We start from the raw sequence: 13,103 nt of genomic DNA, 5'->3' as shown, positions 1-13,103 counted from the left end.
GTCAGCTGGCCGCTGCTCGATATGTCGGCGGCCGCATCGGTCTCGGTCAGGTTCCTCACATCGGCCGACAGCACCGCGGCATCGTTGGTGCCGTCGATGTTGATGGTCACCGAGGTGTGGGTGCCGTCGGCGCTGACCACGTCGAAGGTGTCGGTGTAGGTGGTGCCGGCGGCGAACTCGTTGTGCGCCGAGGAGGCCGTGTAGGTCCAGGCGCCGGCGGCATCGATGGCGAAGGTGCCGTAGGTCCCGACCGTGCCGGCCTGGGCGACGAAGGCCGCCGGGCTGTCGACATCCGAGATGGTCAGCTGGCCGCTGCTCGATATGTCGGCGGCCGCATCGGTCTCGGTCAGGTTCCTCACATCGGCCGACAGCACCGCGGCATCGTTGGTGCCGTCGATGTTGATGGTCACCGAGGTGTGGGTGCCGTCGGCGCTGACCACGTCGAAGGTGTCGGTGTAGGTGGTGCCGGCGGCGAACTCGTTGTGCGCCGAGGAGGCCGTGTAGGTCCAGGCGCCGGCGGCATCGATGGCGAAGGTGCCGTAGGTCCCGACCGTGCCGGCCTGGGCGACGAAGGCCGCCGGGCTGTCGACATCCGAGATGGTCAGCTGGCCGCTGCTCGATATGTCGGCGGCCGCATCGGTCTCGGTCAGGTTCCTCACATCGGCCGACAGCACCGCGGCATCGTTGGTGCCGGTAATATTGACGACGATGTTGTAATTCGCCGTGCCATCCGCGGATGTCACGGTCAACGTGTCGGTGACATTCTGGCCCTGCGTCAGCGGGTCGGCAAGCGCCTGGTTCAGCGCGTAGGTCCACGCTCCCGTCGTCGTATCGAAAGTGAAGGTGCCGTACGTGCCCTGGAGGCTCGGCGGTGCCTGAAAATGGTTCTGGCCGGCATCAACGTCCGAAATGATCAGCTGTCCATGCGCGCCGGGGTCGCCGGGCGTGCCGTTGGCGACGCCGCCAGCTTCCACCACAGTCGTGTCCGCGCCCGGCGCCGCTGTGATGGTGGCGCCGTCATTGGTGCCTTGAATGTTGACCGAGACGCTCGCCCAGCTCAACGTTCCATTGCCGAGCTTGATTGCGTAGGTAAAAGTCTCGTTGATGTGGTCGCCGGCTCCGAGCGCCTGCAGGCTCGTGAAGCCGTGCTGCGCGAGATAACCGCTAAGGTTCATCTCGACCTTGCCGTTGTTAATGCGGATCAGCACGCCGCCGCCGATGTCTTCCCAGGCGGAGATGCCGGTTGCCTGCGCATCCTGGGTCGTCAGGTCGATCGGCGCGTATTGCTTCGTAGCCGTCGATGCGGACGTGCCGTCGTCGATCGAATAGAGGGTCTTGGCATTGCCGCCCAAATCATTCGCCAAAACGTCCAATAGGATGATGGATTGGGATGCGGACACGATGACCACGTTGTCTTCCGTGTAGTTGAAGACATCGCCCTGTGCCTGCGGCGTGTTGGAGAACGACGTCGTGGTGCCGCCGGCACCGGAGATTTGCGTAGCCATTATTTTCATCCCCCTGGCAGACGCGCTCCGCGCCTGCTCGTTGGCCGTCGGAGACGGCTGACTACCCCATGCCGAATGGATCGGCGCCCAGTCTTACGGGGAGAGGATCAGAGTGCCATGCAACCAGGCGCAACCCGACGGTCCGGCCCGTGAACGGCCAGCCCAAAAGGCGATTCACAGACAGGTGGTGGCTCGATGGTGATGGCTACGACGGCGATGATCGCCGCGTTGCTTTTCCCCTACCCCAGTAGCGCCGTACTCGTTGTTGCCGGTCGGGAGGTAATTCGCGCTACCCTATATATTAGGATATTATTAACTCTACCGCAGCGCGCGTCAATGTCGAATTCGAAGAAGAGTTAATGACAAAATGCGTACTTGTACGCACAGGGTGGATAAAACTGCATCGCACGGGCAAATAGAAATTCGTCTTCCACGTAGCGGATCAGGCCTGTCCCACCGCTCACACCGCCTTGCCCAGCTTGCCGCCGCGCTCGGCGACCGCCTTCTCGACGGCGCGCTTCAGCTCGTCCTTGATCTCGACGGTGTCGGCCATCAGCGTCTCGATCTTCAGGAAATCGAGGACGCGGTATTTCGAGACGGCCGGGCGGATAAGAATATCCGGCGGGTGCTGCCGCAGCTTGTTGGCGATGATCGACTGCATCATCAGCTGCGTGGCGCCATACATCAGGTCGACCGTGGTCGGATGCTTGCGTTCGACGTCGCTCGGCGCCCCGACCACGTCGATGGCGATGATGATGTCGGCATCCTTCTCGACGAGGTCGAAGGGCACCGGGTTGTAGATGCCGCCATCGATCAGCAATCGGTCGTCGCGCGTCACCGGGCGGAACACCGCCGGAATGGCGGCCGAGGCCGCCAGCGCCGATTGCAAATCGCCCTGCGAGAACACCGCGAGCTTGTGGCCGAAATAGTCGGTCGCCGTCACCTTGAGCGGAATCTTCAGCTCTTCGAAGGTCGCCGGAATGGCGTCAGGCAGGAAGGCCTTCAGGATGCGCTCGATATTGAACTGGCCGACGCGGATGCCGCCCTGCATGGCCTCGGCGATCGTGCCCGGCCGCGAGCGCCACATGCGCGCGGCCACCTCGGCGCGGCTGCCGAGGATCAAGCGGCTGTATTCATGGATCTCCGCCCCTCGCATTCCGGCGGCCATGCCGGCGCCCATGATGGCGCCGATCGAGGAGCCGGCGATCGCCACCGGTTTGATCCCTAGCTCGTCCAACGCCTCGATAGCGTGAATATGCGCCAGCCCGCGCGCGCCGCCGCCGCCGAAGGCAACCGCGAAGGTCGGGCTCATCCCTTGCGGGCTCCCGCCACCTGCACCAGCGGCGGTCCGATCACCATTATCGCCGGGTCGGCCGACAGAAGCTTCCTTGCCGCCGCCTTGACGTCTGCAAGCGTCACCGCATTGATCAGCGCGGCGCGGCGCTTGATGTAGTCGATGCCGAGATCGTCGAGCTGCAGCTCGACCAGCGTCGCGGCAATGGAACTGGAGGAGTCGAGATTATTGATGGCGTAGGCGCCGATCATGTATTTCTTGGTCGCCGCGAGCTCCTCCTCGGTCGGGCCGTTCTCGGCCATCTCCTTCACCACCTGACGCACGATGGCGAGCGTCTCGGCGGCGCGGTCGGAACGCGTCGCCGTCGTGACCAGCAGCGCATTGGAATGCTCGTGATCGACGAGATCGGAGCTGACGCTATAGGCAAGGCCGCGCTTCTCGCGCACCTCCTCGTAAAGCCGCGACGTGAAAGTCGAGCCGCCGAGGATCTCGTTCATCAGCACGGCCGCGTAAAAATCGGGATCGCTCCGTTTGACGCCGGGCCAGGCAAGCTGCAGCGAGGTCTGGGGCAGGTCGTAGTTCACTTCCAGCTGCTGGCCGAGCTTCAGCGACACGTCCGCCACCTGGGCCAGCGTCTGCGTCTGCGGCAGGTCGCCGAACACCTCGTCCAGCTTGCCGGAGAGCGTGGCGGCGTCGATGTCGCCCACCACCGCCACATGCAGGCCGGCGCGCGCGAAACTCGCTTTGCGAAAGGCCTTAAGGTCGGCGGCCGTTATGGTGGCCAGGCTCTCCTTCGTCCCTTCATCCGGCCGCGCATAGGGATGCTTGCCATAGATCGCGCGCAGCCAGCGCTGCTGGGCGATCGTGTTGGGGTCGCGCTCATTGGCGAGAATGCCCGAAAGCATCTGGGCGCGGATGCGGTCGATCGGCGCCTGGTCGAAGCGCGGGCTGTTCACCGCCAGCTTCAGCAGGCCGAACGCCTCGTCCTTTTGATCGGACAGCATGCGCATCGAGCCATAAAGGCCGTCGCGTGCCGCCTGAAAACTCATCTCGGCCCCGGCATCGTCCAGCTTCGACTGGAAGGCCTCGCTATCGAGGTCGCCGGCGCCCTCGTCGAAAAGGCCGCTCATCAGATTGACCAGACCTTCCTTGCCGGCGGGGTCCTGCGCGGTGCCGCCGTCGAAGACGAAGCGGATGGCAACCAGCGGGATCGAATGGTCTTCGACCAGCCAGGCGGTGATGCCTTTCTTCGACCTCACCTCCTGGATGTTCATCTCCGCGTGGGCGGCCAGCGCCGGCAAGAGCAGGAAGAATAGGGCAAAGCAGAGGGTTGCGACGATACGGTAGACCCCCCCTTCTCCCCTTGTGGGAGAAGGTGGATCGGCGCACAGCGCCGAGACGGAGGAGCATATCGCCCAGCTGGGGCGCCCCTCATCCGGCCGCTTCGCGTCCACCGCCCGGGGGCGAGCCACGGGTCTCGCCCCGTCCTTCGGACCCCACAAGGGGAGAAGGGAAGAAGCGCCCATTCGTCCGCGTTCCATGCTCATCATCAATTCCCCGCCTGTTGTTGCGGCAGGAGATAGCCGGTCGTCGAGCGGTCGAGCACCAGGTAGCGGGCGGCCGCGGCCTTGACCTCTGCGGCAGTGACCTTGCGGATGCGGTCGGGCCATTCCTCGACATCCTTCACGTTGCCGCCGGTGGCGAGCGTCGAGCCGTACATATTGGCCATGTCGTCCTGCTTGTCGCGAGCAAAGACCATCGAACGGACATAGCGGGTCTTGGCCCGCTCCAGTTCGTCACCGGTCACGCCGTCCTTGGCAATGCGCGCGACCTCGGCATCGACCGCCGCTTCGACGTCGGAAAGCTTGGCGTCGCCGCGCGGCGACCCATAGACGGTGAAGTTGGTGGCGTCGAGCATGGTGCCCTGAAAGAACGCGCCGGTCCCGGAGGCGATGCCCTGCTTCACCACCAGCTGCTGGTAGAGGCGGCTGCGGTTGTCGCCGCCCAGGATTTCGGCCAGGAGATCGAGCGCCTCCGCCTCGCCGGGCTTGGCGGTGTGATAGGACGGGACCACCCATTGCGTGGAAAAGCTCGGCACCGAGACGCGCGCATCGGTCAGCGTCACGGTGCGCTTGGTGTTCTGCTCCGGCTCGACCGGGCGGATGCGCGGCCGCAGGTCCGGCCCGCGCGCCACCTTTCCGTAAGTCCTTTCGGCCATTGCCTTCACCGCGTCCGGATCGACGTCGCCGGCGACGATCACCACGGCGTTGTTCGGCCGGTAGAAGGTGTCGTAGAACGCCTTGGCATCCTCGCGGTTCAATTGCTCCATCTCCTGCATCCAGCCGATCACCGGAATGCGGTAGGGCTGGTTCTGCCAGAGCGTCGCGTCGACCTCCTCGTCCAGCACTGCCTGCGGATCGTTGTCGATGCGCGAGCGGCGCTCCTCCAGGATAACGTCGCGCTCGGTCTTGATGACATCGTCGGTGAGGACGAGGTTGCGCATGCGGTCGGCCTCGAACCCCATCATCTCCTCGAGCGCCGAGGGCGGCACCGTCTCGTGGAAGGCGGTGTAGTCGTAGGAGGTGAAGGCGTTGTTCGAGCCGCCGATGTCGGCCACGGCGCGGTCGAACTCGCCGGCTGCGTGGTTGCTCGTAGCCTTGAACATCAGATGCTCGAAGAAATGCGCGATGCCGGATTTGCCGGGCGGCTCGTCGGCGCTGCCGATCTTGTACCATACCATATGAGTGACGATTGGGGCGCGATGGTCCGGAATGACGACGACTTCCAGGCCGTTCTCGAGCAGGAAATCCTTGACCGCGGCTTCGTCGGCGGCGCGTGCCGGAGCCTGCGCCGCGAACGCCAGCGCGCCGGCAAGGAATGCTGCGCGCAGGCCTCTGGTGTTCAATGTCATCAAATGCTCCGGTTTCGGTGGCGCGACGATAGAAAAGGTTCCATGGCGAGGCAAAGTGATTTGTTCGTCATTTTCGAGGCGTTTGCGTCATTTCCTTTTCCCTTGCGGGAGAAGGGACGTGCCCCTCACCCCACCTCGACAAACCGGATCACCGTGTCGCCATAGCCGCGCTCGTCCACCACGGAAAAACCGGCGCCCGGTTCGAACGGCGCGGACGCCGCCTCCTCGACCACGCAGAGCGCGCCGGGCAGGAGCCAGGCGCCGGCCTTTGCCGAGCGCAGCGCGCGCTCGCCGAGGCCCTTGCCATAGGGCGGGTCGGCAAAGACCAGGCCGAAAGGCGACAGCGTGCCGGCTTCGCCCAAATGGGTCGCGTCGCGGCGGAAGATTTTGGTCCGGCCGGTGAGCCCGAAGGCCTCGACATTGTCGCGGATCAGCCCGCGCCCTTCCGCCGATTCCTCGATGAAGACGCAGTAGGAGGCGCCGCGCGACAGCGCCTCCAGCCCGAGCGCGCCGGTGCCGGCGAAGAGATCGAGCACACGGCCGCCTTCGACCTTTTCGGCATAGCGATGCGCCAGCACGTTGAACACCGCCTCGCGGGTGCGATCGGTGGTCGGACGGATGGCATTGGAACGGGGCGTCGCCAGCGGACGCCCGCGAAACTCACCGCCGACGATCCGCATTGCCACCCCTTGGCCCCTTCGGACCGCGCGGCCGTTCGCCGCCGCTTCCCTCCGGCCGATCGTCTCTTGGCTTGCCGAACGGCTTGCCCTTGCCGCCCGGCCTGAAAGACGCCTTCCGCGCCTTCGCTTCCGCGGCCTTCGCGGCGTCGGCCTCCGCCCTGCCCTTGCCGATGGGACGCGCGCCCGGCGCCATCCAGACATTGGCCTTGCGCTGGCCGGGCGGTTCGATCGGCCGCGGTTCGCCTTTCTTGCCGCCGGCCTTGCCGCCGAAGCCGCGCTCGGACTTGCCGAAGCCGCGCTCGGACTTGTCGAAGCCAGACTTGTCGAAGCGAGACTGGGGACCGCGTTCGCCGAAGGCTCGCTCGGGCTTCGTCGAAAGCTTGCTCAGCGCCTCGTCGCGGCTGCCCTCACGGCGCTTGCGGGCCTTGATCAGCCCGCCCTCGCCGATCGGCCGGCGGTCGCCCTCGCGCGTGAATTTCGGCCGCTCGTCCTCATCGCGGCGCGGCTCGCTGCGTCGCACCGGCTTGTTGGAGAACGGTTTTTGGATCTCGGCGTCGAAATTGGCGCCGGACTCTTCAACTAGCCGCTCGCCGAGCTGCTCGCGCAGCGTGCGGCCCTTGATTTCCAGCACGTGGCCCTCGGGCAGCTCGTTGAGCTGGAACGGCCCGTAGGAGATGCGGATCAGCCGCGTCACCTCCAGCCCCAACGCGCCGAGGATGTTCTTGACCTCGCGGTTCTTGCCTTCGCGCAGGCCGATCGTCAGCCAGGCATTGCTGCCCTGCTCGCGGTCGAGCGAGGCCTCGACCGAGCCGTAGAAGACGCCGTCGACGGCAATGCCGTCGCGCAAGGCGGTGAGCTTGCTCTCCTCGACCTTGCCGTGGACGCGCACGCGATAGCGCCGCAGCCAGCCGGTGGCCGGCAGTTCGAGCACCCGCGACAGCCCGCCGTCATTGGTCAGCAGCAGCAGCCCTTCGGTGTTGATGTCGAGGCGGCCGACGGTCATCAGCCGCGGCAGATCGGCCGGCAGCACGTCGAAGACGGTCTTGCGGCCTTCCGGATCGCGGTTGGTGGTGACCACGCCTGCCGGCTTGTGGAACAGGAACAGCCTTGTGCGCTCGATCGGCGGGATCTCCGTGCCGTCGAGATGGATGACGTCGTCGGGCATGACGTTGAAGGCCGGCGACGACAGCACCTTGCCGTTGACCTTGACGCGGCCGGCGGCGATCAGTTCCTCGGCGTCGCGGCGCGAGGCGATGCCGGCGCGCGCCAGCCGCTTGGCGATGCGCTCGCCGGCCTCCGGCGCTGCTTCTGAGGGCCGCGGGCGCGGCTTGAAGCCGCCTTCCGGCTTTCTCGCGGCGCTGTCGCGCGGCGCTCGATCGGCGAAATCCCGCTTCGGGCGCTGCGCGAAGTCGCCTCCGTCTTCGCGCTGCGGCCGGTCGGCCAAGTCGCGCCTGGGCCGATCGCCGAAGTCGCGCTTGGGGCGGTCGAAGCGCCGTTCGGCGCGTTCGCCTTCGGCGGCCATCGGCCGGTCGCCGCGCGGCGTGTAGGGCTTGCGGCCTTCGCGCTTGTCGAAGGGTTTGCCGTCGCGCGGCGGACCTTTGCGGAACGGTCGTTCGCCACGCTCTCCACCTTCGCCCCGGTCACGAGGCTTGTAGCTGCGTTTGAAATCGCGGCGCTCGCCTTCCGCGGCCGCTGGCCGATCGCCACGTGGCGTATAGGGCTTGCGGGCGCCATCGCGTTTTTCGAACGGCTTTCCCTCGGGGCGCGGTCCTTTGCGGAACGGTCGTTCTCCGCGTTCCGCGCCCTCGACGGCGCGCGGCTTGTAGCTGCGCTTGAAATCGCGCGCGGGGCGCTCGCCATCGGCGGCCATCGGCCTGTCGTCACGCTGCGTGTAAGGCTTGCGCGCGCCATCGCGCTTCTCGAAGGGCTTGCCCTGCGAACGCGCTCCCTGGCGGAACGGCTTGTCGCCGCGCGGCGTCGGTTTCGATCCGCCTTTGCCCGGCCCTTTGCGTGATGATTTCTTGTCGTCGTCCATATGGATCTTGCTCTTCTTGGACTGCCGCGGCGTACGCGCCCGGTCGGACGCGTTATGCAGGCAGTGTCATCTTGATTTGCGCATGCAGCAGCGCGGCAAAAACCGATTCCGGTTTTCAGGGTCACGCGCTAGATAACAGGATCACCGTCGGGTGGCGAGGAGTAATCGGAATGCAAAGCGCGTGAAGCGGCCGGATTTCATGGCTTTGGCGCTCAAGGAAGCCGAAGCGGCCGCAAGCCGGGGCGAAGTGCCGGTCGGCGCGGTGATCGCCAACGGCAACATTGTCGTGGCCAAGGCCGGCAACCGCACGCGCGAGCTGGCCGATCCGACTGCGCATGCCGAAATGCTGGCGATCCGCGAAGCCTGCCGGCAACTCGCCAGCGAGCGGCTTACCGGTCACGATCTCTATGTGACGCTCGAGCCCTGCGCCATGTGCGCCGGCGCCATTTCGTTCGCGAGACTCCGCCGGCTCTATTTCGGCGCGGCCGACGAGAAGGGCGGCGCGGTGGTCAACGGCGTGCGCTTCTTCGCCTCGCCCACCTGCCACCACGCGCCGGACGTCTATTCCGGCTTGGGCGAAAGCGAAGCGGCCCTCATCCTGAAGGAGTTCTTTCGCGAGAGGCGGAATGGCAGTGAATGGTGAATGGTTGACGCAAGCAGTGAGTAGCAAAGAAGCAGGTCGTGAGTAGTGAGCAACAGAGACCTATTCGCTATTCGCCACTTACAGCCCCAGCCAGTCGAACCAGCCGCCGCCCTTCTTGCCTTCCGCCTGCGCCTTGAGCCGGCGCTCCTTCTTGTACTCGTCCTCGCCGAGCTCGTTTTGCGGCGCGGTGTCGGCGGCCTGACGATAGGCAAGCGGCGGCTCGCTCAAATACTTGCGGACATTGGGATTGCCCTGCTTCTGCTCCGCGAGGCGGCGCTGGATCTCGGCGGTTCGGGTCGCGCTGGAATCGTCCGGCGACCAGCGCGGCGGATGGCTGGATGCAGAATCGGCCAAAGCCTTCTTCACCGCCACCGGGTCGGTCTGAACGTCCTCGACCGCTTCCGGCTGGTAGTTCGGGTCGTTCTGGTGGGCGGTCGCGTCGGCGCGAATGCGGGCGCGGCGCGCCTCAGGCGATTCGGGCCAGTCGGCGCTCGCCGTCTGGATGCTTTCCTGCGGTGGCGGCAGAGTTTCCTTCTGTCCCGGCGCGGGCTTCACCAGGTCCGGGCGCGGCTTATAGTCGATAGGATCGCGGCGCTTCGGCGTGATCGCGACGGCGCCCGAAACGTCGTCGGCGAGCTGCTCGGCGGCGGTCTTGTCGGTTCCGTAGGTCGGAGAGCCGACGCAGCCCGACATAGCCATGGCCGATGCCACAAGCGGCGCCAGCAGCGCGGCGCGCGCAAACGTTCTTTCGGTCATGCCAAAAAGTCCCACTTTAAAGCCTTTCGGTCGCCACCGGCCACAGGGGCGCGGTCCCCTTCTTCCCCGCGTTTGCGATGGAAATCCGGCGACAATTTGTCTGCCGGAGTGTCGCGTGTTTACCTCAACCGCTTGTCAAGGGCAACGCGCGGGCGAATTTGCGCCGCCCGGCGTGGCACTTTTGCACCTTATTTGATGGGTGCAAATCGCTAGCCCAAAACCGCTGCACACTTTTGGGCGACATGCACCTACAAACGCCCGAGCGCCCTCAGTTCACGCAGCACGGCAGCATCGCGGGCCGAGACATCGCGAAATTCCGGATCCTGCCCGACATCGGCCGTGTAGCGCCAGGAGCGCGCGCATTTGACCAGACCGCGATCCTCGGCCTTCTCGACGACGACCGCGACGCCCTTGACGTCATCCAACGTGAAGCCTTGCGGCGCCTTGCCATGGCTGATGACCAGATCGCTGGTGATCGCCATCTCGGCCATGTCGACATCGGCGATGGCTGCTTCCAGCGCCGCATCGTCGATGGTGACCACCGGCACGGCTTCCAGCGAGGAGCCGATCAGTTTATCGGCGCGCGCGATCTCGAGCGCGCCGGTGACGACGCGGCGCACCTGCCGGACCTTGCGCCATTTCTCGGCCAGCGCCTCGTTCTTCCAGTTATCCGGAATGGCCGGGAACTGGTCGAGATGCACCGAGGCGACTTCGGGGTGACGGTCGAGCCAGGCCTCTTCCATCGTGAAAGGCAGCATCGGTGCCAGCCACTTCACCAGGCATTCGAACAGATGGCGCACGACCTGCACTGCCGCCTTGCGGCGCAAGCTGGACGGCGCGTCGCAGTAGAGCGCGTCCTTGCGGATGTCGAAATAGAAGGCCGAAAGCTCCACCACCATGAAGTCGAGCAGCGCGCGGGTGATGCGCTTGAACTCGAAGGCGTCGTAGCCCTGGCGCACCGCCTCGTCGAGCTCGGCCAAGCGATGCAGCATCAGCCGCTCCAGCTCCGGCATCTTGTCCAGCGGCACGTCCTCGCCGTCGTCATGGGCCAGCGTGCCCAGCATCCAGCGAATGGTGTTCCTCAGCTTGCGGTAGGCGTCGATATTGGTCTGCAGCACGTTCTTGCCGAGCCGCTGGTCTTCCCAATAGTCGGTCGTCACCACCCAGAGCCTCAGGATATCGGCACCGGACTGCTTGATGACGTCCTGCGGCACGACCGTGTTGCCGAGCGACTTCGACATCTTGCGGCCTTCCTCGTCCATGGTGAAGCCATGGGTGATGACCGTGTCGTAGGGCGCCCTGCCCCTCGTGCCGCAGCTTTCGAGCAGCGAGGAGTGGAACCAGCCGCGATGCTGGTCGGAGCCTTCGAGATAGACGTCGGCCGGCCATTTGAGGTCCGGCCGGTCCTCCAGCGTGAAGACATGCGTCGAGCCGGAATCGAACCAGACGTCGAGGATGTTTGTCACCTGATGCCATTTCGAGGCGTCGTGGTTGCCGAGGAAGCGCTCCTTGGCGCCCGGCGCGAACCATGCGTCGGCGCCCTCCTGCTCGAAGGCGTCCATGATGCGCTGGTTGACCGCCTCGTCCTTCAGCACATTGCCGTCGGCATCGGCGAAGACGGCGATCGGCACGCCCCAGGCACGCTGGCGCGACAGAACCCAGTCGGGGCGCTCCTGGATCATGGCGCGGATGCGGTTCTGGCCGGCCGCCGGCACGAAGCGCGTGTCGTCGATCGCCTGCAGCGCGCGGCTGCGCAGCGTCGTGCCGTCGCCGAGGTCCTTGTCCATATAGACGAACCATTGCGGCGTGTTGCGGAAGATGACGGGCTTCTTCGAGCGCCAGGAATGCGGATAGCTGTGCTTCAGCCGGCCGCGCGCGAACAGCGCGGTGCGCTTGATCAGCTCCTCGATCACCGCCTGGTTGGCGTTGCCCTTCTTGCCGTTGTCGTCGATGACGCGCGCGGGGCCGCCCTCGCGGTCCGGGCCGAAGCCCGGCGCGTCCTTGGTGAAGAAGCCGGCATCGTCGACCGGGAACGGGATCGAGGTGTCGACGCCGCGCTTGATGAGTTCGGCCACCGCATCCATCCAGGCATCGAAGTCCTCGCGGCCGTGGCTGGGCGCGGTGTGCACGAAGCCGGTGCCGGCATCGTCGGTGACGTGCTCGCCGGCGATCATCGGCACGGGGAACTCGTAGCCGCCGCCCAGTCCTCTGAAAGGATGCGAAAGCGTAAGACTTGCAAGCTGTTCAGGGGAGACGTTGTGAAGCCGGTTCAAGGTGACCTTGGCTTTGGAAGCGGCGTCCTCCGCCAGCGCGTCGGCGAAGATCAGCTTCTCGCCGGGCTGCGGCCCGAAGCTGTTCTCGGCCGCGGTCACTTCGTAGAGGCCATAGGCGACGCGCGGCGAAAAGCTGACAGCGCGATTGCCGGGCAGCGTCCAGGGCGTCGTCGTCCAGATGACGACATGCGCCTCCAGCAGGTCGAGTGCCGTCCCATTCAGCGCCGGCGCGGCATCGGCGGCGTCGACCGGCCGGGCAAGGCTCGCCACCGGGAACTTCGCCCAGATCGTGTCGCTCTCATAGTCCTGGTATTCGACCTCGGCCTCGGCGAGCGCGGTGCGCTCGACCACGCTCCACATCACCGGCTTCGAGCCGCGATAGAGCTGGCCGGACATGGCGAATTTCAAAAGCTCGCCGGCAATCCGCGCTTCGGCGTGATAGGCCATGGTCGTATAGGGATTGTCGAAATCTCCGATGACGCCGAGCCGCTGGAACTCGTCGCCCTGCACCTTGATCCAATGCGCGGCGAAATCGCGGCATTCCCTGCGGAACTCGTTGACCGGCACCTCGTCCTTGTTCTTGCCCTTGGCCCGGTACTGTTCCTCGATCTTCCACTCGATCGGCAGGCCATGGCAGTCCCAGCCCGGCACGTAGTTGGCGTCGTAGCCGCGCATCTGGAAGGAGCGGTTGATGACGTCCTTGAGGATCTTGTTGAGGGCGTGGCCGATATGGATGTTGCCGTTGGCGTAGGGCGGGCCGTCATGCAGCACGAATTTCTCTCGACCGGCGGCTTCATCGCGCAGCTTGCGGTAAAGCTCCATGTCCTGCCAGCGCCTGACCAGGCCGGGCTCCTTCTCGGGCAGGCCGGCGCGCATCGGGAAATTGGTCTGCGGCAGGTAAAGCGTTTTGGAATAGTCGATGGTTTCAGCAGTATCGGTCACGGGGGTGTCGGTCATTGGTCTGCCATGTGCATTGCCCGTTGGCAAAATAGCTCGGGCGTTGAAC

At 65.6% G+C, this 13,103-nt stretch carries 9 protein-coding genes; 1 reads left to right on the top strand and 8 read right to left on the bottom strand.

The features are described from left to right. From A9K71_RS14705 to A9K71_RS14680, 6 genes are all read right to left on the bottom strand, one after another. On the bottom strand, positions 1-1,505 hold a 1,505-nt coding region (locus tag A9K71_RS14705), incomplete at its 3' end, for a VCBS domain-containing protein (RefSeq protein ID WP_197504232.1). A 460-nt stretch (positions 1,506-1,965) separates the two neighbouring features. Next, positions 1,966-2,817, bottom strand: a complete 852-nt coding sequence (locus tag A9K71_RS14700; protein ID WP_066996672.1) for a patatin-like phospholipase family protein — start codon at positions 2,815-2,817, stop codon at positions 1,966-1,968. Then, positions 2,814-4,139, bottom strand: a complete 1,326-nt coding sequence (locus tag A9K71_RS14695; RefSeq protein WP_245299629.1) for a pitrilysin family protein — start codon at positions 4,137-4,139, stop codon at positions 2,814-2,816. The genes A9K71_RS14700 and A9K71_RS14695 overlap by 4 nt, the downstream gene beginning before the upstream one ends. A gap of 209 nt (positions 4,140-4,348) precedes the next feature. Beyond that, positions 4,349-5,710, bottom strand: a complete 1,362-nt coding sequence (locus A9K71_RS14690; protein WP_066996668.1) for a pitrilysin family protein — start codon at positions 5,708-5,710, stop codon at positions 4,349-4,351. A 125-nt stretch (positions 5,711-5,835) separates the two neighbouring features. Beyond that, positions 5,836-6,390: a 16S rRNA (guanine(966)-N(2))-methyltransferase RsmD gene (gene rsmD, locus A9K71_RS14685; protein ID WP_066996665.1), complete on the bottom strand. Its 555-nt coding sequence runs from the start codon at positions 6,388-6,390 to the stop codon at positions 5,836-5,838. Continuing rightward, on the bottom strand, positions 6,371-8,425 hold the full coding sequence (locus A9K71_RS14680; RefSeq protein WP_066996662.1) for a pseudouridine synthase: 2,055 nt from the start codon (positions 8,423-8,425) through the stop codon (positions 6,371-6,373). Before A9K71_RS14680 ends, rsmD begins: the two co-directional genes overlap by 20 nt. 181 nt (positions 8,426-8,606) lie before the next feature. On the opposite strand from A9K71_RS14680, the gene A9K71_RS14675 reads away from it, so the two are divergent. Then, entirely contained in the window at positions 8,607-9,068 is a 462-nt protein-coding gene (locus tag A9K71_RS14675) for a nucleoside deaminase (protein WP_066996659.1), read from the top strand. A 78-nt stretch (positions 9,069-9,146) separates the two neighbouring features. On the opposite strand, the gene A9K71_RS14670 is transcribed toward A9K71_RS14675, so the two are convergent. Both A9K71_RS14670 and ileS read right to left on the bottom strand, forming a co-directional pair. Further along, positions 9,147-9,824, bottom strand: coding sequence for a hypothetical protein (locus A9K71_RS14670; RefSeq protein WP_082980518.1), 678 nt, complete (start codon positions 9,822-9,824; stop codon positions 9,147-9,149). A 248-nt stretch (positions 9,825-10,072) separates the two neighbouring features. Then, positions 10,073-13,054 (bottom strand): isoleucine--tRNA ligase, encoded by a 2,982-nt coding sequence (gene ileS, locus A9K71_RS14665; RefSeq protein ID WP_197504231.1) that lies wholly within the window; start codon positions 13,052-13,054, stop codon positions 10,073-10,075. Between the last annotated feature and the right edge of the window lie 49 nt (positions 13,055-13,103).

The organism is Mesorhizobium sp. WSM3873 (assembly GCF_001672445.1).
Lineage (GTDB): Bacteria > Pseudomonadota > Alphaproteobacteria > Rhizobiales > Rhizobiaceae > Mesorhizobium.
The sequence above is the reverse complement of the archived record's forward strand: the minus strand, read 5'-3'. Positions and strand labels throughout refer to the sequence as shown.

Excerpts from the sequence above, each read along its gene's own strand:
- ileS (WP_197504231.1), bottom strand. The coding sequence starts at position 13,054 with ATGACCGACACCCCCGTGACCGATACTGCTGAAACCATCGACTATTCC.
- rsmD (WP_066996665.1), bottom strand. The coding sequence starts at position 6,390 with ATGCGGATCGTCGGCGGTGAGTTTCGCGGGCGTCCGCTGGCGACGCCC.
- A9K71_RS14700 (WP_066996672.1), bottom strand. The coding sequence starts at position 2,817 with ATGAGCCCGACCTTCGCGGTTGCCTTCGGCGGCGGCGGCGCGCGCGGG.
- A9K71_RS14670 (WP_082980518.1), bottom strand. The coding sequence starts at position 9,824 with ATGACCGAAAGAACGTTTGCGCGCGCCGCGCTGCTGGCGCCGCTTGTG.
- A9K71_RS14690 (WP_066996668.1), bottom strand. The coding sequence starts at position 5,710 with ATGACATTGAACACCAGAGGCCTGCGCGCAGCATTCCTTGCCGGCGCG.
- A9K71_RS14680 (WP_066996662.1), bottom strand. The coding sequence starts at position 8,425 with ATGGACGACGACAAGAAATCATCACGCAAAGGGCCGGGCAAAGGCGGA.